At 39.6% G+C, this 21,261-nt stretch carries 21 protein-coding genes, 1 pseudogene and 1 riboswitch; of the genes and pseudogenes, 15 read left to right on the plus strand and 7 right to left on the minus strand.

Annotated elements, in window-relative coordinates; translation table 11 throughout:
- Positions 1 to 53 precede the first annotated feature (53 nt).
- From N1I87_RS15545 to N1I87_RS15555, 3 genes are all read left to right on the plus strand, one after another.
- Entirely contained in the window at positions 54 to 464 is a 411-nt protein-coding gene (locus tag N1I87_RS15545; RefSeq protein ID WP_341102784.1) for a hypothetical protein, read from the plus strand.
- Entirely contained in the window at positions 454 to 1,266 is an 813-nt protein-coding gene (locus N1I87_RS15550) for an ImmA/IrrE family metallo-endopeptidase (RefSeq protein ID WP_341102785.1), read from the plus strand. The genes N1I87_RS15545 and N1I87_RS15550 overlap by 11 nt, the downstream gene beginning before the upstream one ends.
- Before the next feature lie 82 nt (positions 1,267 to 1,348).
- Positions 1,349 to 1,831, plus strand: a complete 483-nt coding sequence (locus N1I87_RS15555) for a hypothetical protein (protein ID WP_341102788.1) — start codon at positions 1,349 to 1,351, stop codon at positions 1,829 to 1,831.
- Here the strand turns inward: N1I87_RS15555 and N1I87_RS15560 are convergent.
- Positions 1,800 to 2,912 (minus strand): RNA-guided endonuclease TnpB family protein, encoded by a 1,113-nt coding sequence (locus N1I87_RS15560; RefSeq protein WP_003353982.1) that lies wholly within the window; start codon positions 2,910 to 2,912, stop codon positions 1,800 to 1,802. The genes N1I87_RS15555 and N1I87_RS15560 overlap by 32 nt on opposite strands.
- 87 nt (positions 2,913 to 2,999) lie before the next feature.
- Here N1I87_RS15560 and N1I87_RS15565 point away from each other — a divergent pair, with 87 nt between their 5' ends.
- On the plus strand, positions 3,000 to 3,140 hold the full coding sequence (locus N1I87_RS15565; RefSeq protein WP_003352379.1) for a ribbon-helix-helix protein, CopG family: 141 nt from the start codon (positions 3,000 to 3,002) through the stop codon (positions 3,138 to 3,140).
- Between the two features lie 74 nt (positions 3,141 to 3,214).
- The gene (locus tag N1I87_RS15570; protein WP_341102790.1) at positions 3,215 to 3,703 is read left to right on the plus strand and encodes a hypothetical protein; all 489 of its coding nucleotides are present in this window, start codon (positions 3,215 to 3,217) and stop codon (positions 3,701 to 3,703) included.
- A 320-nt stretch (positions 3,704 to 4,023) separates the two neighbouring features.
- Here N1I87_RS15570 and N1I87_RS15575 read toward each other — a convergent pair whose 3' ends face one another.
- A complete protein-coding gene (locus N1I87_RS15575; protein ID WP_341102792.1) occupies positions 4,024 to 5,541 on the minus strand; it encodes a multicopper oxidase family protein in 1,518 nt (505 codons plus the stop codon).
- 40 nt (positions 5,542 to 5,581) lie between these two features.
- On the opposite strand from N1I87_RS15575, the gene tnpA reads away from it, so the two are divergent.
- From tnpA to N1I87_RS15595, 4 genes are all read left to right on the plus strand, one after another.
- The gene (tnpA, locus tag N1I87_RS15580; protein WP_003352856.1) at positions 5,582 to 5,902 is read left to right on the plus strand and encodes an IS66 family insertion sequence element accessory protein TnpA; all 321 of its coding nucleotides are present in this window, start codon (positions 5,582 to 5,584) and stop codon (positions 5,900 to 5,902) included.
- Entirely contained in the window at positions 5,896 to 6,252 is a 357-nt protein-coding gene (tnpB, locus tag N1I87_RS15585; protein WP_003352857.1) for an IS66 family insertion sequence element accessory protein TnpB, read from the plus strand. The genes tnpA and tnpB overlap by 7 nt, the downstream gene beginning before the upstream one ends.
- 61 nt (positions 6,253 to 6,313) lie before the next feature.
- Positions 6,314 to 7,891 (plus strand): IS66 family transposase, encoded by a 1,578-nt coding sequence (gene tnpC, locus N1I87_RS15590; RefSeq protein ID WP_048623352.1) that lies wholly within the window; start codon positions 6,314 to 6,316, stop codon positions 7,889 to 7,891.
- A 515-nt stretch (positions 7,892 to 8,406) separates the two neighbouring features.
- Positions 8,407 to 9,768, plus strand: a complete 1,362-nt coding sequence (locus tag N1I87_RS15595) for an IS1182 family transposase (RefSeq protein WP_341102794.1) — start codon at positions 8,407 to 8,409, stop codon at positions 9,766 to 9,768.
- Positions 9,769 to 10,269: 501 nt separating this feature from the next.
- On the opposite strand, the gene N1I87_RS15600 is transcribed toward N1I87_RS15595, so the two are convergent.
- Entirely contained in the window at positions 10,270 to 10,767 is a 498-nt protein-coding gene (locus tag N1I87_RS15600; RefSeq protein ID WP_341102796.1) for a VanZ family protein, read from the minus strand.
- Positions 10,768 to 10,830: 63 nt separating this feature from the next.
- A complete protein-coding gene (locus N1I87_RS15605; RefSeq protein WP_341102798.1) occupies positions 10,831 to 11,223 on the minus strand; it encodes a VanZ family protein in 393 nt (130 codons plus the stop codon).
- Between the two features lie 243 nt (positions 11,224 to 11,466).
- On the opposite strand from N1I87_RS15605, the pseudogene N1I87_RS15610 reads away from it, so the two are divergent.
- Positions 11,467 to 11,686: pseudogene (locus N1I87_RS15610) on the plus strand (transposase); the annotation flags it as partial.
- A 153-nt stretch (positions 11,687 to 11,839) separates the two neighbouring features.
- Here the strand turns inward: N1I87_RS15610 and rlmD are convergent.
- Complete coding sequence (rlmD, locus tag N1I87_RS15615; RefSeq protein ID WP_341102800.1) at positions 11,840 to 13,228, minus strand: 23S rRNA (uracil(1939)-C(5))-methyltransferase RlmD; 1,389 nt, start codon at positions 13,226 to 13,228, stop codon at positions 11,840 to 11,842.
- 157 nt (positions 13,229 to 13,385) lie between these two features.
- Positions 13,386 to 14,300 (minus strand): diacylglycerol kinase, encoded by a 915-nt coding sequence (locus N1I87_RS15620; RefSeq protein WP_003354134.1) that lies wholly within the window; start codon positions 14,298 to 14,300, stop codon positions 13,386 to 13,388.
- 785 nt (positions 14,301 to 15,085) lie between these two features.
- Here N1I87_RS15620 and N1I87_RS15625 point away from each other — a divergent pair.
- Positions 15,086 to 15,529 carry a hypothetical protein gene (locus tag N1I87_RS15625; RefSeq protein WP_327797146.1) on the plus strand — a complete coding sequence of 148 codons (444 nt, stop codon included), beginning with the start codon at positions 15,086 to 15,088 and terminating at the stop codon, positions 15,527 to 15,529.
- Positions 15,530 to 15,623: 94 nt separating this feature from the next.
- Here N1I87_RS15625 and N1I87_RS15630 read toward each other — a convergent pair whose 3' ends face one another.
- Complete coding sequence (locus N1I87_RS15630; protein WP_003354132.1) at positions 15,624 to 16,187, minus strand: thioredoxin family protein; 564 nt, start codon at positions 16,185 to 16,187, stop codon at positions 15,624 to 15,626.
- A 407-nt stretch (positions 16,188 to 16,594) separates the two neighbouring features.
- On the opposite strand from N1I87_RS15630, the gene argC reads away from it, so the two are divergent.
- The 4 genes from argC to N1I87_RS15650 are packed head-to-tail and all read left to right on the plus strand — an operon-like array spanning position 16,595 to position 20,821.
- The gene (gene argC / locus N1I87_RS15635; RefSeq protein ID WP_341102804.1) at positions 16,595 to 17,632 is read left to right on the plus strand and encodes an N-acetyl-gamma-glutamyl-phosphate reductase; all 1,038 of its coding nucleotides are present in this window, start codon (positions 16,595 to 16,597) and stop codon (positions 17,630 to 17,632) included.
- Positions 17,633 to 17,654: 22 nt separating this feature from the next.
- The gene (gene argJ, locus N1I87_RS15640; RefSeq protein ID WP_341102806.1) at positions 17,655 to 18,887 is read left to right on the plus strand and encodes a bifunctional glutamate N-acetyltransferase/amino-acid acetyltransferase ArgJ; all 1,233 of its coding nucleotides are present in this window, start codon (positions 17,655 to 17,657) and stop codon (positions 18,885 to 18,887) included.
- A gap of 27 nt (positions 18,888 to 18,914) precedes the next feature.
- On the plus strand, positions 18,915 to 19,685 hold the full coding sequence (argB, locus tag N1I87_RS15645; RefSeq protein WP_341102808.1) for an acetylglutamate kinase: 771 nt from the start codon (positions 18,915 to 18,917) through the stop codon (positions 19,683 to 19,685).
- The gene (locus N1I87_RS15650) at positions 19,682 to 20,821 is read left to right on the plus strand and encodes an acetylornithine transaminase (RefSeq protein WP_048624096.1); all 1,140 of its coding nucleotides are present in this window, start codon (positions 19,682 to 19,684) and stop codon (positions 20,819 to 20,821) included. The genes argB and N1I87_RS15650 overlap by 4 nt, the downstream gene beginning before the upstream one ends.
- Before the next feature lie 193 nt (positions 20,822 to 21,014).
- A riboswitch (cobalamin riboswitch) is annotated at positions 21,015 to 21,203 on the plus strand.
- The last annotated feature ends 58 nt before the right edge of the window (positions 21,204 to 21,261 follow it).

The raw sequence follows: 21,261 nt of genomic DNA on the forward strand, positions 1-21,261 counted from the left end.
AATAATATATAGAAGTATACAAAATGAATACCAAAAGACTTGGAGGTGTGATGATGAGCGAGGCCAAAAAAATAATTGGAGAAAATATAAGGAAATATTTAGATGCGAAAGGTATTAAACATAACTGGGTTATAGATCGATTAGGAATAAGCAAAGGTGCTTTTTACAGATTTCTTAAAGGTGAAGGAAATGTGGATCAATTTGAGGAGAAAATGTTAAAGCTGTTTAGAATTAAAGATCCCTTTTATTTTCATCGTAAAGAAATGGATTTGCCTAAAGGTGTCAATGAAAAAATGGAAGAACAAAATTTTATGGATTTTGCTGCACTTTCTTTAAATGGAGAAGTGAATGAAGCATTTAAAGAAGGGATGAAAGTTTTTAGAGAATTCGTCGAATTGATTGATGTTCTCAAACCTTTGTCTCATCCACCAGTTATGTTTGGAGGAGAACATCGTGATCAATAAAGAGAATATAGAAAAAGTAGTCAATTTTAATCGAGATTATTTGCCTGAAGTGAAATCAAAAATTGAGATGTTAAAGTCTTCCGGTGATCCTCTTATTGCCTCTAAGCCTTTAGAATTCATTAAAACTTATTTATATGAAAATGCACGCGTATTAGAATTTCCCATTAAAAATTCAGATTATGGTGGTTTAGTTTTTTATTACAATCAGGATTTTTATATACAAATCAACACAGCACAGCCTAAAATTTATGAGAACTTTATGTGGGCGCATGAGTTCTATCACTTTTATTTTGATAAAGATAAGGTGAAGAAAAAAGAAGAAAATTTTGTTCAGATAGACAGTATTTTTGATGAAAAGGAGAGACTGCCAAATCTTTTTGCAGGTGAACTTCTGATTAATGATCATATTTTAAATCGGAAATATCTATCTTTAAAAAAGGATAGCAGTCTTAGTTTAACCGACATTGCAGTTCATTTAATTCCTGTTTTTGAAGTTCCTTATAAGGCAATCGTAATAAAACTGGCTCAAAATCAATTCATTACCATTGATGAAGCTAAAGATATTATTGATTATGATTATAAAAATAACCTGCCTGATGAAATAGACCGAACCTTATTTGCAGCTAGCAATAAAATTAAAATTGACGATTATAAAAATTTGATATCAAAAGCGGAAAATAACCTAAATGAAGAAGATTATCAATCCATCATCAATAAATATAAAAAATTATATCATTTAGTGCTAGATTGGCGAAAAGAGTTAGCGGGCGAAAGTGAAAATGAAGGTTATCGAAAATCCTAAGATCCGTCCCATAAAACCTTTTATCCAATTTCATTCGGAAAGCCTAAAAAAATCTTTATACGCTAATCAAGCACTGTATATTATGGATAATATGATGCTGTCAAAGCTAAGGAAGGACGCTGTGTGTAATCCTTTTATTATACAAAAGGGATTTCAACTATCTAAAGTCATTCTCATTCCAGACATCATTCTTGAAGAAGCCTCAAAAAACTTACCCGATGAAAAGGCATTTGAAAAATACTATTATGAATTATTTCGAATTCTATCTACAGAGCATGAAATATACGTAGCAGATTTACAAATCATATTTGAATTATTAAGGGATATGATTGGCACAAAAGAAGCCGCATTCAATATATTGAAAAACATATCTTTAGAAGCTGTAAGAACAAATCAAACAATACGTGATTCCAGTGAACTACCCTCCACTTATCAACCTTACGGTTTGATTGAAGTGGGGGCTTCTCGGGTAATCCCGTCTAATGACAGAAAATTGACCGAGCTAACCCTCTCGTTCCGAAAGTTATTATTCTTTATGCTAATAAGCGTAATCCCTCATTTTTGATATTGATTGCTGAATTGTGATCGCGATCTAATACAAAGCCGCAAGAACATTTATATACACGTTCAGATAATGGCATTTCTTTTTCCTTGCCGCAACATGAACACTTCTTAGTGGAGGGAAACCACTTATCAATTTTCACAAGTTGTTTCCCCTGTTCTTTTAGCTTATACGCTAAGAAAGTAGTGAACATCCCCCAGCCGTTATCATGAACGCTTTTTCCAAAGTTGAGGGCTTGAGACATGCCTTTCATGTCTAAGTCCTCAATAATCACAGCGTCATAGTTTGTTGCTAATTCTTTTGACTTATGATGAAGAAAGTTTCTGCGCTGATTCGCTGTCTTTTCATGTAGCTTAGCCACTTTCAGGTGTTGTTTTTCCCATCTTGCAGAACCTTTCTTTCTTCGAGAAAGAATTCGTTGTGCTTTTGCTAATTTATCTAAGGCTTGCCGATAGTAACGTGGGTAATTGGCTTTCTTACCCTGTTCACTCTCGACATATAGACCATCCATAGCAAAATCCAAACCAACAACTTTCTGTATTTTAACTGGACGAATATCTTTCTCATATTCTGTCAAAATTGAAATGTAGTATTTGCCTGTCTTTGTTTTAGAAATAGTGCAAGATTTGATTTTATAATCAGCAGGTATCTCTCTATGCTGTTTCATTTTTATTGGCTTTTTGATTTTTGGCAGTTTGATATGACCATTTTCTAGCTTAATATTTCCGTTGACCATATTAGTTGTATAGGATTGTTTTGCTTTACGATTTTTGAACTTTGGAAAATCCGCATTTCCTTCAAAGAAATTCTTATAAGCAGTCTGTAAGTTCATTTGTGCATTTGCCAAAGCTAAAGAATCCACTTCTTTTAGGAATGGAAATTCACTTTTATATTTTGCAGGGGTCGGAAACTTTTGCTTTTTAAGCAATTCTTTATCATCCTTGAACTTTTCATACGTTTCTTTGCGTTCAGCTAACATCTTATTGTAGACAAAGCGAACACAACCAAATGTCTTAGCTAATAATGCGGATTGTTCTTTGTTTGGTAACAAACGAAACTTGAAAGCTTTGTTTTGCTTGGCCATATCAATTCACCTCACTTTGTGCGGAAAAATTTCGTATATATTGATTATACCGTAAAAAATCCGTACAATCAATATGAGGTGATAATCATGAGAGAAGAGAAAGAACGTGTAGAAATTCGTATGCCTAAGACGATATTAGAAAAATTGGAGCAATATCAAAAAGAAAATGGGATTCCAACTAGAACAGCCGCAATCTTAGAATTGTTGAGAAAGGGATTGGAAAAATAACTTTGGCTAAAGCCAACCGAAATTCATCTCCCACCTACTCATTGGTGCTATTCACACCTTCACATTCCTAGAGGATGGGAGACTTCTTTCGGAAAGACGTTAAAGAAATCGATTCTCATTCTGAAGCTGCTTTAGAAACATTAATTGGTTGTATTTTGGCCAATGGAAAAAATGCCGGCGAACGTTTTATCACTATTTTTTCCCTTGTATTATTGAGCTTGTATCTCGGTCCTGTTTATATCGTCAGTGAAGATGAAAAGGGAATTTATGGACCCTTTAGGACATTTTTAAACAATGAGAGGTTAATGGAATTAATTAATGTCGAAAATACTTTTGACTTTATTCAATTGTATCAATTCATGTCCTATGAATCCTTAATTCTTTCTCTTTTTCATCAAGCTGATTTAAGTAAAGAAGAGTTGATCGATTTGATTGAAAAAAGTAATCGTAATCAATCAAGAAATATCCTATATAGTTTGAACGGAACCTCTTTCCATACACCAATCTCTAACCAAAATTCGGTTGAATGGATTAGCCAACAAATAATCAAAATACAATTTTAAAAGTTCCTGTCCTTTAAAGAGCTAACGCCAGGTTCATTGACCGAATCGAAATAAAAGCAAATGGGAGTCCGAGAATCTTTTACCGATTCTCGAACCCATCTGCTTATTCTCTAATCCTCTCTATCAACGCACAGCACTCACATGGGATGAGTACTGAGGATAGGAAAATTTAATTAAAATGAGATGTACGTGGGACACTTATCTTTAATCTAAATTTAAATTCAATTAACAAAACAATTTGTCCAGACATTAACATCGGTTTAATTGGATATTTACGAGCATAGATACAGTTCAAGTACATACTCAAGGAGAACAGTCTATTATCGGATCACAATATACGGTCTCATCATCTCATAATCCTCGTGCTCCAAGATATGACAGTGCCATACATACAACCCTGTATAAGGACCAAACTTCATGATTATTCGAGTGACCTGGTTAGGATTAGCTCTTACTGTATCTTTCCATCCTCGTTCTTGTGGTTCGGGAGGCAACGCAGGACCAGTATAATGGATCATTCTCTCCTTTTTAAACTTTTCTACATTGAACTCCCTCCGGTCTAATATTTGAAAATTAATTAAGTGAAGATGAATAGGATGTGTATCCTCCGTTAAGTTAATAAGATACCATATTTCGGTTGATCCCAATTTAGGATTCTCTGTTATAGGGGCATCCCAGTGTTTATTATCCAATAGCATGATTTTACGACCGTACTTATCCGTATTCTCATTTAATGTTAGGGATCGTTTCTTTGAAGCGGACTGTTCTTTTATTTTGGGAAGAGGCATCATATAAGCCGGAATAACACTCGTATCAACACTTGACAGTGGAAGAGTCACTCTAAACTGCATCACAGTACCTGTATTTTCATTTGGTGGATCTCCGGTTGGAAATGGCGCGGGGGCATCATTTGTCATGATCATATTCTTGCCCTCAAGATTGGTAAAATCAATGATCACATCTGCTCGTTCTGCAGGTGCCAACGTGATTTCTTTGACGCCTATCGGGTGTTGCATGAATCCTCCATCCGTCCCGATTTGATAAAAAAGTTGTCCCGAATCAAGCTTTAGCCTATAGAAACGGGTGTTAGATGCATTTAACAGCTTGAATCGATATTTACGGGGTTCCACTTTTAGATACGGCCATACTTTTCCGTTCACCAAGATGGTATCTCCAAAAAATTCAGGAACGATCGACGTTTCTAATTCCGGGACTGGTTTTTCTGGCTGCTTCGGGTAATAAAGAGAACCATCTTTATGAAAAGTCTTGTCTTGTATCATAAGAGGGACCTCATATTTCCCACTTGGTAAATTCAATAAACGTTCCCGATGATCTCTGATAAGATAGAATCCTGCCAATCCAGCATACACATTGAGTCTCGTGATACCAAGCGCATGGTCATGATACCAGAGGGTGCAAGCTTGATCGTCATTATCATATTGATATATTTGCTTTCTAAAATAGGGACCGACTTGTTTGAATCCTTGTGTAAACCAAGCCTCCGGGTAGCCATCGCTTTCCCATTCAACACTAGCGCCATGTACGTGTACCACCGTTCGTACTTCCGGTACATCCACATGGGCACCATGCACCGTATGGTCTACCAGCAAAAGATGCTTATCTGGAAGATTGTTCATCCATTTAATAAACACTTTTTCTCCGCTCTCTACTTCAATTGTAGGTCCTGGATAACTTCCTTCATAGCCCCATACAGTTGTATCATTTAATTCGCTATGGAGCGACTGTTTAAATTCCGTCATATTCACTTCATAATAAGTATGAAACGGATCTTTCGTAAGCGTCAAATCTTGGACACCTTCTTGATGTGCTAATTTCATGAGATAATCTCCTCAAGATGAAATTGAAGGAGGTTTTTTTATGCCTAAGAATCCTGAATTACGAAAGGTTTGGGAACAACGAATCGCTGACTATCGTAAAAGCGGTCAAACTCAAGTAAACTGGTGCAAGGAAAATCAATGGAGTATTCACCAGTTTAAATACTGGTTAAGAAAAATTGAAAATCCAATAAAAAATCAAGGAAAGTCTACAAAATGGGCATCCGTTACCCTAGAAGATCATTCACAAACAGTTGAAAATTCATTACGGATTGAAATTAGTGGGATTTCAATTGAAGTAAAACCTGGTTTCGATCCGGCCTTTCTTTCAGAAGTGGTTAGGACGTTGAAATCAACATGTTAGTTGGTACAAGAGCTGAACGAGTTTACTTGGCAAAAGGAAGTACTGATTTGAGAAAATCCATTGATGGATTAGCTGCTTTGGTGAAAGAGGGATTTGATTTAGATCCCTTTTCATCAAGCTATTTTGTGTTCTGTAATCGAAAGCGAGATAAATTAAAAATTCTTCACTGGGACTATAATGGTTTTTGGCTTTATTATCGTCGATTGGAAAAAGGAAAATTTCAATGGCCAAATGAAAATGACACTGGAACGATACAAATTAGTTATCGGCAATTACGCTGGTTATTGGATGGTCTTGCAATGGAGCAAAAGAAAGCACACCCAGAAGTAAAGGCTAGAACAGTTATATGAATTTTTTACTTTTAACAAAAACCTTGGAGGAAAATAGCTAAAACCGTCGAATTATTACTACATGATGAAAAATTTAAAGAATCCTACCCAAAACCCATTTGAATTAATTGAAAAACTTCAACAGCAAATCGTTGAATTGACGGCGAAATTACGATGGTATGAAGAACAGTATCGTCTTAGTCAAAAACGAAAATTTGGCTCTTCAAGCGAAAAAACAAATCCTAATCAATTAGAACTACCTTTATTCAATGAAGCAGAGGTAGAGTCTAATGTAAAAGCCGAAGAGCCAACTGTTGAAACAATTACATATCGTCGTAAAAAGAAACGTGGTCAACGTCAAGCTACGTTTGAAAACCTGCCTATGGAAACGATTGAATATCGTTTACCCGAAGAAGAGCAGGTCTGTTCGTGTTGCGGTGAAAAAACACACGAAATGAGCACAGAAGTACGACAAGAATTAGTGATTATTCCGGCTCAAGTCAAAGTTTTAAAACACGTTCGATATGTCTATGGATGCCGTCATTGTGAGCGTAATGAAATAGAGACACCAATCGTTACAGCACCTGCCCCAAAATCTGTGTATCCAAAAAGTTTAGCTTCACCGTCAAGCATGGCATATATTATGAATCAAAAATATGTAGAGGGGCTACCTCTATATCGCCAAGAACAACAGTTCAAACGATTAGGTGTGATCTTATCCAGGCAAACCATGGCCAATTGGATGCTTTATGGTGCCGAAAAATGGCTTGCGCCAATTTATCAACGAATGAAAGAGCATCTCCTCTCTAAAGACATTCTACATGCGGATGAAACAACTGTTCAGGTTTTACATGAACCTGGAAGGTCAAGTACATCGAAATCTTACATGTGGCTTTATCGGACTGGAAGAGAGGATCCACCACTTGTCCTTTATGACTATCAGGAAACTAGAGCAGGAGAACATGCCAAAGAATTCCTAAAAGGGTTTAAAGGATACCTGCATGTCGATGGATATGCAGGATACCATAAGGTATCCGGCGTAACATTAGTTGGATGTTGGGCTCATGCCCGCAGAAAGTTCGATGAGGCTTTAAACGTACTTCCTGAATCCAAACGTCATTCAGCAGTCACAGTTCGGGAAGGACTCAATTTCTGTAATCAGCTATTTGCCATCGAGCGTGATTTGAAAGAATGTACACCAGAAGAACGATATAAAAAACGACTTAAACACAGCCAACCATTGTTGGAGGCTTTTTCAGCATGGCTAAAAACAGAGAAAAGCAATGTTTTACCAAAGAGTCTATTAGGTCAAGCCATTACATACTGCCTCAACCAATGGGAAAAACTCGTGGCATTTTTAGAGGATGGACGTTTAGAAATCGATAATAATCGAAGTGAACGATCCATTAAACCATTTGTGATCGGTAGGAAGAACTGGATTTTTAGCAATACTCCGAAAGGAGCTAAGGCCAGCTCAATCATTTACAGTATTGTGGAGACAGCAAAAGAGAATAAATTAAATCCATTTTATTATCTTCGCTACTTATTTGAAAGGCTTCCCAATATGGATATAAGCAATATGGATGAGCTTGATCAACTACTTCCTTGGTCCAAAACAATTCCTTTGAATTGTCGGGTTTTTAATAACTTATCACAATAATAGTATTTAATCCCTATCATTAAAAGGTGGGGATTATTTTACGCTTACGATCTTTCCACCGAGGTTTTAAAATAGGGAGAATGGGGAGCTCATCTATAAATTTAGAGAGAATCATATTTCCACTCCTTTATAACCTGCTGATTATAATCCACCTTCTTTCTAAAGGTTATAAATATTTCAAGCCCTGTATGACAAATTCAAATGGTTATTGCGGTTGACAAATAATGCGATTGCACGAGAAAATCAAAGAAAACAAAAGAGAAGTTCGTCGTTTTACACATAGTACGTACTATTTTGAATCATTGGAATAGGCGCTTGTACAACTAACGGGGGCACTGCTTCAATAAGTGATGCCGCCTTTTTTATTGTGCTAACAGGGGTTTAATTGAACAAGACATACAAAAAAGACCGATTTATTTCGGTCTTTCAGACTGTCGACAAATCCGAAAAAACCGGATTTGCCGACAGTCTTTTTTTGTATAATTAAGATACCGTAATGAATTGAGGTGGATGAAGTGCTAACAAAAAATACACAGATGAATCGTGATCAAATAGAAATGATAGCTTTAGACCAACTTGTACCTGCAGATCATTTGGTTCGTAAAATCGACGCTGCTATTGATTTTTCATTTATCTATTCGCTTGTTCAAGACATGTATTCATCGGAAAGAGGTCGACCAAGTATTGATCCAGTTGTATTGATTAAAATGGCTTTCATCCAATATACCTTCGGTATTCGTTCCATGCGAAAAACTATAGAGGAAATCGAAACGAATCTGGCTTACCGTTGGTTTCTTGGATTTGGTTTTTATGATAAGGTACCTCACTTTTCAACGTTTGGGAAAAACTACGAGCGACGCTTTAAGGATACAGACTTATTTGAACAGATATTCTATCGCATTTTGAAAGAAGCTGCAGATAAGAAGCTGATAAGCAGTGAGCATGTCTTTATTGATTCTACTCATGTCAAAGCGAGTGCGAATAAGCATAAATTTGAGAAGAAAGTGGTTCGAAAAGAAACGAAAGCCTATCAAGCACGTCTACAAGATGAGATAAATGCTGATCGAGAAGCACATGGAAAAAAGCCATTTCCTCCAGATAAATTTGGGAAAGAAGAATATAAAGAAATAAAAGAAAGTACCACTGATCCGGAAAGTGGTTACTACGTAAAAGACGAGCGAACAAAACAGTTTGCTTACTCATTCCATGCTGCTGCGGATCGAAATGGCTTTGTTTTGGGGGCTATTGTAACGCCAGGGAATATTCATGACAGTTCCGTATTGGAGCCACTTCTTGAAAAAGTCATCGAAAAACATGGAAAACCGGTTGTAGTTGCTGCTGACGCTGGATATAAAACTCCCGCCGTTGCCCAATACATATTTGAAAATGATATGACCCCTGCTTTACCTTATACTCGCCCTCGTACAAAGGATGGTTATTTCAAAAAACATGAGTATGTTTACGATGAATACTACGATTGTTATCTTTGTCCGCAAGGACAAGTGTTAAAATATGCAACTACGACGAAGGAAGGCTATCGTCAATATTTTTCTGATCCAGTCCAGTGTAAAGATTGTCCATTCCTTTCGAAGTGCACCCAAAGTAAGGAGCATAAAAAACTGATTCAGCGACATGTATGGGAATTTTATTTAGAGGAAGCTGATCATCTTCGGCATACACAAGAGAATAAGAGCATTTATGCAAGACGGAAAGAAACCATTGAACGTGTTTTTGCTGATGCAAAGGAAAAGCATGGTATGCGTTGGACAACTTTAAGAGGTTTAAAAAAATTGTCCATGCAGGCGATGCTAACTTTTGCTGCAATGAATTTGAAAAAGATGGCCTGCTGGGCATGGAAAAGTCCAATAATGGCATAAAATAGACCCCTTAGAGGGGTCTAATCCCAACCTTTAAAGTATAAAAATGTCAAAAGGCATCCGAAAGCGCACATTCGGATGCCTTTTGTCTACACTCTGAAAGACCGATTTATTTCGGTCTTTTTCTATCGTCTAAAAATCAACATAAAAATTTAAAAGATCCTTTCTTTTATATCCCACCTAGTGCCGAACAAATCACTTTCCTATTTCATATGGGCAGCATCCCCTTCAAACAACACATGATGAACTTGCCATTGAGGAATTAAAACAGTTACTGGAAGCCTTTATGGATTTCAAAGAATTGGCTCCTGAAATCCTACATCGATGATATTGAGCGAATTGAAAAAAAGCAGATGGAACACCGAAAATCTTTTTCAGATTTCCGGCTTCCTCTGCTTATTTCTCCTTCAACACCATCTGCGCCACTGCTTCCACATGCGTAGAGTGCTGAATGTAGACAACCTGTAACAAGAGTAGTGGAATTCACCTAAACCTTCAAATTTAATCCATTACACTCTTTTGTTTTCCCCGTATATGTTTTATGTACATTCTCGCAAGTTTTATGGGTATATACCCTATCATTCCGCCAATGGTATTTAAAATCAAATCATCGACATCAAAACTTCCAAATCTAAAAATAAGTTGAAGCAGTTCGAATGTCATACTTAAACAAAACGTTGCAATCGCAACCTTTTTAAAACTATGAAACTTGCTTGACAATAAAGGAAGAATAAATCCAAATGGAACAAACCCAATAATATTTCCAGTTAGATTTTCAACCCGTATATTGAAATTTATATCATTCGCCAAAAACAAATAATACGTAATCGTCTTAAACGGAATAAAATTGTGGCTATTCCAGTACGGTCCCTCGTAACTGAATGTAAAGTGACCGATGATGTCTGGAATCGTAAGGTATTTGAACAGAATTAACTTTGAAAGGATTAACAGATAAAAGCATAATGCAATTGTTAATCCTAATTTCATTACAATTTTCATAAACGCTAACTCCCCGTTTTTTAATCTATCTATAAATCCTCTCCAAATGGACTTTTAAAAGAATCAATTTGTAATCCTTCGGAAGAAACTTTCTTTCGGTAAAGTTATGACACTTTTTATTATCTTTAAAAGTAAGAACCCAAGGATACTGCCAATTGTATTCAGAATGACATCATCAATATCAAATTGCCCGATTTTTAAAATGATCTGTAATGTTTCGATTGTAAAGCTGATAACAATTGAAGCAACAACTACCTTCGAAAATCTACTGTATCTTTTAAATAGCAAAGGAAGAAAGATTCCCAATGGCAAGAAAATTAAAATGTTACCTAATGTGTTATTGATGATTATGTCCATATTGAAACGATCAGATCCAGTTAGGTATTCAATCGTATTTTTAAACGGAATGATATTCGAATTGAACTTCAAAAAATCAAAATATCCATTCGAGTCCATTGGAGTAAAAACATATCTGTTAAATGTATCTTCATTTATGTAATAATCAGTGAATCGAATGATGATACGTTGAAATAGTAAATTAAATAGTATAATAAATGAGTATAGACCAAATAAAACCCATGTGCCTATCTTAAATAGATGATGTATAAAATTTTGTGTCAAGCATTTAGTTAGACCAAAAGAAAAAGGTAGGGTATTCTCTGATTTGGCAAAAATCTTAGAGAAAGGAGTACCCTACCTATGTCTAAAAGTATATCGAATATAGATTGGATGAATCAACTGGAAAACGTTATTCGTGAGTTTGTAAAGGAAAAATTAGAGCTGATCATGAAGGAAGAAATCCAGACTTTCCTCGAAATGGAACAAGAGGGAACGTCGAATAGAAGAAACGTCTATTACTCTCGAAAACTAGACAAAGCAGTATGGTCGTATGGAAGATCTTTCTGTCCCAAGAGATCGGAAGGAAAAAAACAAGGTCATACGTTAGAACAAGATGTCGATTGGTCGAAATATCCCAAAAAAGTGGTGATTGCGACCGGTTATACAGCTGGAAAAGAAATAAAGCAGATGAGAGCCGAAAATCTTTTAAAGATTGATTTCCGGCTCCTTCTGCTTAATTCCCCCTCAACACTATCTGCGCCACTGTTTCCACATGCCCTGTCTGTGGGAACATGTCGACGGGTTGGACTTTGGTTGTTTTGTATCCGCCGTCTTCGAGGATGCGGAGGTCGCGGGCGAGTGTGGCGGGGTTGCAGGAGACGTAGACGACTTTTTTTGGTTTCATTTGCAGGATGGTGTCCAATAGAGCCGGGTCGCATCCTTTGCGAGGGGGATCGACGACTAGAACGTCGGCTTTGACTCCTCTTTTGTACCATTCCGGTATGACTTCTTCCGCTTTTCCGGCCGCAAATTCGGCATTGGTGATGCCGTTGAGTTCGGCATTTTTCTTCGCATCCTCAATCGCTTCGGGGACGATTTCGACACCGTACACTTTTTTCGCTTTTTTGGCTAGAAACAACGAAATGGTGCCGATGCCGCAATAAGCGTCGATGACCGTTTCATCGCTTTTTAATTCGGCATATTCCAAAGCCTTGTCATACAATACTTTCGTTTGTTCAGGGTTCACTTGGTAAAAGGACTTGGCCGAAATGGCAAATTGAACATCGCCGATCGAGTCATAAATGACATCCCGTCCCCATAAAACGATCGTTTCCTCGCCGAGAATGACATTCGTTCGCTTGCTGTTGACGTTTTGAATAATCGAACGGATCCCGGGCACACGTGCTTTGATTTCTTGTACGATCTTCCTTTTATGCGGCAAGTCTTTTGTCCGTGTAATCAAGACGACCATGATCTCACCGCTCGTCCGGCCATAGCGGACCATAATATGACGGAGTATGCCTTTATGCTGTTTCTCATCGTAAGGACGAATGCGATAGCGGGCGCAAATGTCTTTTACGACTTGAATCGTTTCGTCGGTTTGCTTTTGCTGAATGATGCAAGCGTCCATTTCCATGATCTCGTGGCTGCGTTTTTTGTAAAAACCGGCAATGAGCTTGCCGTTTCTTTGACCGACCGGCACTTGCGCCTTGTTGCGGTAATGCCACGGTGTTTCCATTCCTAATGCCGGAAGGACTTCCGCATCCGTTATTTTTCCGATTCGCACAAGGCAATCTTGCACATGCTTTTCTTTTATTTTCAATTGCCCCTCATAGCTTACATGCTGAAGCTGGCAGCCGCCGCATTCATGGTAAAGCGGGCACGGAGGATTCATGCGTTCCGGGCTTTCTTCATAAATGTCGAGGATTTTGCCAAAACCATAGCTTTTATTGATTTTGGTTACTTGAATCGTTCCCTTTTCTCCTTGCAGAGCTCCGGGAACAAACAACGGATAGCTGTCTACCTTGGCCACTCCTTGCCCTTCATGCGTGACATCATCGAAGACAACCTCGATCTTTTCATTTAATTGAACCGGTGCCTGTACTTTCGCCAAACCTATCACCTTCTTTGGTATCTCCTATAAAATCAGTATCTCAATTTCCCATTCGCAATATCCGATTAGATTTGTGCACATAACAAAAGGGCGGACTTTGCTTCCTAAGCCTGCCCCAATATCTAAAAATGGATTCGCATTTTAAATGAGATTTTTTTCGCCAACCTCAATCCACTCGATCTTGCGGACGAACTTTTTCAATAGGTACAAATACGTCCAAGTGGCGATAAAGATTTTCAAATTCTGCCGGTGCTTCTCCGCCCAGTTCTCCATCTAAGTTAATTAATACTTTTTCAGAGGAACGAACTTTTACTCGGTTGGCCGTTGTATAAATGACGTGATCGTCGGATAAATGTTCTCCCCGCAGCGCCAGCGTGGCAATTCGCAAAAATTCGGCTAAATTCGTTTTCTTTAAAATTAAAAGAGTAAAGAGACCGTCATTGATGGACGCATCGGGAGCCAGTTTTTCGAAGCCGCCGACTGAGTTGGTCAGGGCAATTAAAAACAGCATGGCTTCGCCTTCAAACAATTTTCCATCATATTCAATCGTCAATTCCGTCGCCTTTATCGACGGAAGCATTTCAATTCCTTTGATATAATAAGCAAGCTGGCCCATCATCGTCTTTAGTTTGCTGGGCACTTCATATGTCAGTTCTGTCAGCCGGCCCCCGCCGGCAATATTAATAAAATAGCGGTCATTCATCCGTCCGATATCAACCGGAAGCGTATCGCCTTTCACAATGATATCGACGGCTTTTTCAATATCACGCGGTATTTGAAGAGCTCTGGCAAAGTCATTGGTCGTTCCCATGGGAATAACTCCAAGTTTTGGCCGATATTCCTGCTCTGCTAACCCGTTTACGACTTCATTGAGTGTCCCGTCTCCTCCTGCGGCCACCACAATGTCATAACGTCGTTCCACCGCGATTTTGGCAGCTCTGATCGCATCGCCTTCACCGGTGGTCGCATGAGCGGATGTTTCATAACCGGCATTTTCCAACTTCTGCAAGACTTGCGGCAAATGTTTTTTAAACAATTCGCGTCCTGATGTCGGATTATAAATAATTCTCGCTCTTTTCATAACTCCCCATCCTAATCTGTTAAAGTCGTATGTGTTTGCATTTACCCTCTAACATCATAGCCTATCAAGACGAAGGAATCAATTTTGTAACCCCCTTCATTTTCACCCCCATCCCTTTCAACTGGCAGCTCTAAGTGCAAATGCTTATCCACTTTCTTCAAACATCGAAGGAATATTTAGAAACCTTTCACTTCTCTGGACGACGCAAAAAATTCTTCTCACATAAAATAGATTTTCCTTAACATACGCCTGCGCTCGCTCATCCTACCATCTCTATCTGCGTAAACTGCCTGTATATCTTTTGCAAAACCATATTCAAATAAAGACTGTTGATGATAAAAGCGGCAGCATATCAAATGCGGGCCACTGCGGATAAAAATAAAAGGATAAACGAGTTGAAGCACGAAAAATACAATATCAAAAAAGGCGTTCGTCTATCGTTCAAGAAAAACAGTACATCAGAGCGACAAATAAATCTCTTCCTATTTTCCGGTGGATCAAACAACGATGGATTTGCAATGGATGAAAGGGTTGCATTGGGGACAAAAAAAGGGATGATTTCAAAACAAGATGCCTACGAGTTAGCCCGGCTATCTTACCGTTCACTCTCTTCATATTCCTTCATTGATTGGAGGAAGAATAATAGAACAATAATGTTCAACACGGCACGGATTTCTTTTTATTTACAAAAATGTTACACATTCTGTGGCAATCAATGGTATTATGGTGAAGGGTTCTACTTTCTTTGCTCGCGGGAAACCTTTCCGTTGAAAGGTGTTTCATATATGAAGAAACGAGCCAAGCGGATCGTTTTGCCTATTTACTTGCTGTTGTTTTCGCTTCTCTTATTTGGACATACGCAAAGCGATCGAGCCAGCAACGAAAGTCCGGAAACTACTATGCTTTCTTTAATAGAAAAAAAAGATCAAAATTCCGTTTACGTCGATTTTAATAAAGACTTACATATGCATTTCGACCACGTCTTTCTTTTCCCGCCCTATACGGTTGAAAAGGAACAGAAAAAAGTGCTCGGCCAGGAATGGAAAAAGATCCAAAATATTGGTATAGCAAACCGGGACGATATTAATTTATTAATATTTGTCCAAAACGGAAAGATTTCCAATACCATTCTCTTGCCGCGCGAATACAAAATAAAAATGCCCCGTCCCATGAATAAAGACTACGAAATACCGTCGGCCGTCGTGATCGAAAAAAATGCTGACAAGTGACGGGTGATTCAAAAGCCAAAGAAATCCCTTTCATGTATCGGCATGGTCAAGAAAACAGAACCCTTAGCTCTCTTACCGGCCCTTTTTTTCTGCTTTAAAACAATCGTTCAGCCAACCTTGTTTTCAGGCTGTCAAAAACTTCATACCAATATTCTTCAGTTTCCAAATAGCTGTTTTTTAATTGTTGGTGCATTTCTTCATGCTTTTTCTCAAAGTCCGGATGATCCATTGGCGGAAGCGCCGAACGTTTTTCGATCACAAGCTGCTGAATTTCTGACGCTCTAGGTCCCCAAACAGCTTCCTCTTCTCCATCTTGGTTCAAAAAAATGAAAATGGGGATCGACCTTGTTGTGCCGTTTGTTAAATATTGATCCATCAGTTCAAGATTTTCATCCCGATACAAAAACCGTACGTCCATCTCTGCGGCTTCCGCCAACTTTAACAAGATCGGAACATTCAGCATCGAATCACCGCACCAGTCTTCCGTCAACACAATCACGCGCAGTTTTTTTTCTTTTAAACCATTAATAAAATCCTCTTCCCCTTCCGGAATGGTAAATTGGTTGTATATGAAAAGCAGGTTTTCTTTGTTGACGTCCATCTGTTTGACATATTGCTCTGCTGTAATGCCTTTTTCAAACCATTTCTCTAAATTCATCGACACTCCTCCGTTTCTTCTTTAACCGGAAACATGAATGATGCATATTGACTTTCCCTTTATTTTAGCACAACTTCAAGCTATACTCATAAGTTTCTCTTATAAAGCAGATGAAATAATCTGAATATTTTATCAAAATGATTAATAAATATACAATCATATCCGTAAAACAAGTCATAAGGTGAAATAAGCGTTGGCCGTGCAATCAAGCAAAAAATACGTCTTAAACAGAAAAGATTGGAGTATTAGCTGCTTAAATGAACCGAAATTTTATTTTTGTCATGCGCCTGATTTTTCTCATCCAAGAAAAAAACAGTTGATTTATGCTTCATACAATTCTATAATTATAAAAAATTACTTATAATTATGAGATTTTATAAATAAAAATACAATCCAGGAGGTTTCTGATGAAAGCTGCCGTTGTCGGTGCTTCCGGCTATGGAGGAGCCGAGTTGATACGCTTATTAATCCATCATCCCCATTTGAAATTGAATAAAATGTATTCTTCAAGCAAAGACCACGTTCCGATTTCTGCAGAATATCCGCATTTATCTGATATATGTGATCTAGAGCTTACGAAATTAGATCCTGACCAGATCGCAGAAGAAGCAGACGTTGTCTTTTTAGCTGTTCCTTCGGGAGCATCAGCAAAACTGGTCCCCGAACTATTGAAGAATGATGTAAAAGTAGTCGATTTATCGGGCGATTTGCGCTTGAAAAATCCTGAAGATTATAAAAATTGGTATAAGAAAACACCGGCGGATTCTTTCTATTTGGAACAAGCGGTTTACGGATTGACCGAATGGAACCGAGAAGCCATCAAAAAGGCGAAACTTTTGTCCAATCCGGGCTGTTATCCGACCGCCACGCTGCTGGGGCTTGCTCCCGTCGTAAAAGAACATTGGATTGATGTGCAGCAAATTATTGTTGACGCGAAATCCGGCGTCTCCGGCGCGGGCAGAGGGCTTTCCTTGAACGTTCATTTCGCGGAAATGAATGAAAACTTTCGCATTTATAAAGTCAATGCTCATCAACACATACCGGAAATCGAACAGCAGCTCGAACTTTGGAACAAGGCTAGTGGACCTATCACCTTTTCAACCCATTTGCTGCCGATTACAAGAGGCATTATGGCCACGATATACGCTCCGTTAGCCAAAGAAGCGACATCCGAACAAGTATATGAATTGTACAAAGAAACATACAAGAACGAAAAGTTTGTCCGCGTTCGTCCTCTTGGTACGTTCCCAAGTGTGAAAGAAACAGCTGGTTCCAACTTTTGTGACATCGGGGTCGCCGTGGATGAACGAACGAACCGACTCACCATCGTCTCGGTTATTGACAATTTAATGAAAGGAGCCGCGGGTCAAGCGGTTCAAAATGCAAATTTGATGTTTGGATTTGACGAAACAAGCGGATTGAAAGGCTTTCCTTTATACCCGTGAAAATGAACAGGAGGAGTTTTACATGCAAGCATTGAAAAAACCGTACGATATCCATCAGCTGGAAGACGGATCTATCATCTCCCCGAAAGGGTTCGCCGCTGACGGAGTACATGCCGGGCTGCGTTATGCCAAAAAAGACCTTGGTATTATCTTTAGCGAAGTGCCTGCCCAATCTGCAGCTGTCTACACAACGAACGTGTTTCAAGCTGCTCCGTTAAAGGTTACTCAGGAAAGCCTTGCCCAGGAACATAAACTGCAAGCCGTTCTCGTCAACAGCGCCTGCGCTAACGCATGCACCGGAAACAGAGGGCTGCTGGATGCCTATCAAACGCGCGAATGGGTAGCCAAAAAATTCGGCATTCCCGATCACTATGTAGCCGTAGCGTCCACCGGCGTCATTGGGGAATATTTAGAAATGGAAAAAATGAAAAAAGGAATTCAGATGTTGAAACCGGCTGCCTCTAAAGAGCATTCGAATTCGTTTGAAACCTCTATTTTGACGACGGATCTCGTCACAAAAAGCTGCGGGGTCGAAACGACCATTGACGGAAAAAAAGTCACGATCGGAGGCGCAGCGAAAGGATCGGGCATGATCAAGCCGAACATGGCCACCATGCTCGCTTTTGTCACGACTGATGCCGCCGTTGAAGACGGATATGTGAAGCAGGCGCTGAAAGAAATTACGGATGATACTTTTAACCAAATTACCGTAGACGGCGATACCTCCACCAATGATATGGTCCTTGTCTTAGCCAACGGACTGGCAGGAAATAACCCGCTTTCCCCAAAACATCCGGAATGGCAGAAGTTTTTAGCCGCATTCAAAATGGTGTGCGAAGATTTGGCGAAAAAAATTGCCCGCGATGGCGAGGGAGCAACAAAACTGGTGGAAGTCAACGTCGAAGGAGCAGCCAATGACGAAGAAGCCAGAAAGATCGCCAAAACGGTAGTTGGGTCCAGTTTGGTGAAAACCGCCGTCTATGGCAACGATGCGAACTGGGGAAGAGTGGTTTGCGCCGTCGGCTATAGCGAAGCCACCGTTCTTCCGGATCAGATAGACATTGCAATCGGTCCTTATTGGATACTGAAAAATAGCGAAGTTCAAGCCTACAGCGAAGAAGACATCACGGAGTATTTAAAAAATGAAACGGTTGTGATCCACATCCGTCTGAATGTTGGAAATGGGACAGGAACAGCTTGGGGCTGCGATTTAACTTATGATTACGTGAAGATCAATGCCAGTTATCGAACATAATGAAAGGTATGACAAAGGGGGATCCCAATGAAAACGGCAGTAGTGAAATGCGGCGGAAGTGTGGTGGACCATTTATCAGAAGATTTTTTTCAAAGCATGAAAGAAATGGAAAAAGACGGCTACCGCCTTGTATTCGTGCACGGCGGCGGTCCGGAAATCAGCGCCATGCTCGATCTGTTCAAGATCAAATCTGAATTTAAAAACGGTTTAAGGGTAACCGACGAAAAAGTGCTGGAAACAGCCGAGCTGGTGCTTTCAGGCAAGACCAATCGAAAATTGGTCCACCTGCTGCAGCAGCACGGCTTCCAAGCGATCGGTTTAAATTCGAGCGACGCTTACTTGCTTGAAGCGGATTATATCAATCGTGAAGAATACGGACTAGTTGGAGACGTAACAAACGTCAAGGCCGATTTTCTGTCCAGCCTCACCGAACAAGGACTTTTGCCTGTTTTAACGCCGATTGCTTCCGGTCCGGATGGCCGGATTTTAAATGTCAATGCCGATCATGCGGCTTGTGCGGTGGCTGCGGCTCTCAACGCGGACCATTTTTTAATGGTGACGGACGTCGATGGGGTCTACCAAAACGGCCGATTGATCGACCGTTTGACAGAAGAAAAAGCCCATCAACTTATGGAAAGCGGAGTCATTACAGGAGGAATGATTCCAAAAGTCCAATCGGCATTAAAAGCGGCTTCCCAAAATACGGGCCATGTGCATATTGTATCAGGGAAAAAGCGTTTTTATAAAAGCGGCCATTGGTATGGAACACAATTTGCAAAAGAGAAGGTGACAATATGAGTTACTTATTTCCCACATACGCGCGCTGGGAAGTGCAGCCCGTAAAAGCGAAAGGATCGCGGCTGACCGATCAAAACGGCGATGAGTATCTCGATTTTACAGCCGGTATTGGGGTGACCAATCTCGGACATGTACCATCCACTGTTAAAGAAGAGGTAATCGACCAGCTCAACCTGTTTTGGCACACTTCCAATCTGTTTCAAAGCAAACTTCAAGAAGAAACCGCCAAACTTTTAGCAGAAGCATCCGGTCTTGATCTTGTATTCTTTTGCAATAGCGGAGCGGAAGCAAACGAAGCGGCGATCAAATTAGCCAGAAAGGCAACCGGCCGCTCGAAAATCATCACGTTCTTACATTCGTTTCACGGACGGACTTTTGCCGGAATGGCCGCAACCGGGCAGGAAAAAGTCAAAATCGGCTTTGGTCCGATGCTGGAAACATTTGAATACGTTCCTTTCAACGATATCGAAGCTTTAAAAGCAGCGCTTGATGAAAACACAGCGGCGGTGATGACCGAAATTATCCAAGGAGAAGGTGGCATAAATCCGGCCACGCCGGAATTTTTACAGTCATTGGAAACGTTATGCCATGAAAACGGTTCTCTCCTCATCATCGATGAAATCCAAACCGGCATCGGTAGGACGGGTAAACCGTTTGCCTTCCAACATTATGGCCTGCATCCCGACATTGTCTCGGTCGCAAAAGGAATCGCCAGCGGACTGCCTTTAGGTGCCATCATCGGCAAAAAAGAACTAGGCCAAGCTTTTTCTCCGGGCTCTCACGGTTCCACTTTTGGCGGCAATCCGGTTTCAGTCCGAGCCGCAAAAGCCACATTGGAAATTATCTTCCAAAACGATTTTCTAAATGAAGTAGAGAGAAAAGGAGCTTATTTCCAAAACTTGTTGAAAACAAAATTATCCGATGCAAAAGTAGTTAAATCTATTAGAGGAAAAGGATTAATGATTGGCATAGAGCTTACAGACAATGCAGAGCCTTTCCTCGTTCAAGCAAGAAAAGAAAAACTGCTGATTTTAACGGCCGGATCTCATGTCCTCCGCCTCCTTCCTCCATTGACGGTCTCAGATTCAGAAATCGAAAAAGCCGTCAACATCTTGTCAAAAGTTCTGGGATCGTAAATGAATATTCCACATCATTTTCCCCTTGTCTCTTTGAACAAAGACGAGGGGATTTCTTTTTTTGCACTTCTTCACTCAGGTTCTCTTCTTTCTTTATCACTATCGATAAAGAGCTCTGCCCTCTTGACAATTCTTTGCGCAAAGTTTATCATCACAATATATAGATCGACAACTCCATACAATTTCAATATATTGTTTCGCTGCAAGCGATGGTGTCGTTGGACTTAAAAGGGAATCCGGTGAAATTCCGGAGCTGTCCCCGCAACTGTAAGTGAGACGAACGGGAATACCACTGTATCAGTTTGCTGTTCGGTGCTGATATGGGAAGGTCCCTAGTAGGATGACCACAAGCCAGGAGACCTGCCATCCTTGTCAAGTTTCAATTCTCCGGGGATTTGGGAAGATGAAACGATAGTGAAAAAAGGTTACCTCTGCCTTTT

Origin of the sequence: Bacillus sp. FSL W8-0102 (genome assembly GCF_038007225.1) — a bacterium.
Classification (GTDB): Bacteria; Bacillota; Bacilli; order Bacillales; family DSM-4216; genus Bacillus_O; species Bacillus_O smithii.

What these genes read in the sequence shown, in the direction of transcription:
- tnpB (WP_003352857.1), top strand. Translation starts at nt 5,896, where the DNA reads ATGTTAGTTGGTACAAGAGCTGAACGAGTTTACTTGGCAAAAGGAAGT.
- tnpA (WP_003352856.1), top strand. Translation starts at nt 5,582, where the DNA reads ATGCCTAAGAATCCTGAATTACGAAAGGTTTGGGAACAACGAATCGCT.
- N1I87_RS15565 (WP_003352379.1), top strand. Translation starts at nt 3,000, where the DNA reads ATGAGAGAAGAGAAAGAACGTGTAGAAATTCGTATGCCTAAGACGATA.
- N1I87_RS15625 (WP_327797146.1), top strand. Translation starts at nt 15,086, where the DNA reads ATGAAGAAACGAGCCAAGCGGATCGTTTTGCCTATTTACTTGCTGTTG.
- N1I87_RS15555 (WP_341102788.1), top strand. Translation starts at nt 1,349, where the DNA reads ATGGATAATATGATGCTGTCAAAGCTAAGGAAGGACGCTGTGTGTAAT.
- N1I87_RS15570 (WP_341102790.1), top strand. Translation starts at nt 3,215, where the DNA reads ATGGGAGACTTCTTTCGGAAAGACGTTAAAGAAATCGATTCTCATTCT.
- N1I87_RS15560 (WP_003353982.1), bottom strand. Translation starts at nt 2,912, where the DNA reads ATGGCCAAGCAAAACAAAGCTTTCAAGTTTCGTTTGTTACCAAACAAA.
- N1I87_RS15630 (WP_003354132.1), bottom strand. Translation starts at nt 16,187, where the DNA reads ATGAATTTAGAGAAATGGTTTGAAAAAGGCATTACAGCAGAGCAATAT.
- N1I87_RS15650 (WP_048624096.1), top strand. Translation starts at nt 19,682, where the DNA reads ATGAGTTACTTATTTCCCACATACGCGCGCTGGGAAGTGCAGCCCGTA.
- N1I87_RS15600 (WP_341102796.1), bottom strand. Translation starts at nt 10,767, where the DNA reads ATGAAAATTGTAATGAAATTAGGATTAACAATTGCATTATGCTTTTAT.
- tnpC (WP_048623352.1), top strand. Translation starts at nt 6,314, where the DNA reads ATGATGAAAAATTTAAAGAATCCTACCCAAAACCCATTTGAATTAATT.
- argB (WP_341102808.1), top strand. Translation starts at nt 18,915, where the DNA reads ATGAAAACGGCAGTAGTGAAATGCGGCGGAAGTGTGGTGGACCATTTA.
- N1I87_RS15605 (WP_341102798.1), bottom strand. Translation starts at nt 11,223, where the DNA reads ATGGACTCGAATGGATATTTTGATTTTTTGAAGTTCAATTCGAATATC.
- N1I87_RS15575 (WP_341102792.1), bottom strand. Translation starts at nt 5,541, where the DNA reads ATGAAATTAGCACATCAAGAAGGTGTCCAAGATTTGACGCTTACGAAA.
- argJ (WP_341102806.1), top strand. Translation starts at nt 17,655, where the DNA reads ATGCAAGCATTGAAAAAACCGTACGATATCCATCAGCTGGAAGACGGA.
- argC (WP_341102804.1), top strand. Translation starts at nt 16,595, where the DNA reads ATGAAAGCTGCCGTTGTCGGTGCTTCCGGCTATGGAGGAGCCGAGTTG.
- N1I87_RS15620 (WP_003354134.1), bottom strand. Translation starts at nt 14,300, where the DNA reads ATGAAAAGAGCGAGAATTATTTATAATCCGACATCAGGACGCGAATTG.
- N1I87_RS15545 (WP_341102784.1), top strand. Translation starts at nt 54, where the DNA reads ATGAGCGAGGCCAAAAAAATAATTGGAGAAAATATAAGGAAATATTTA.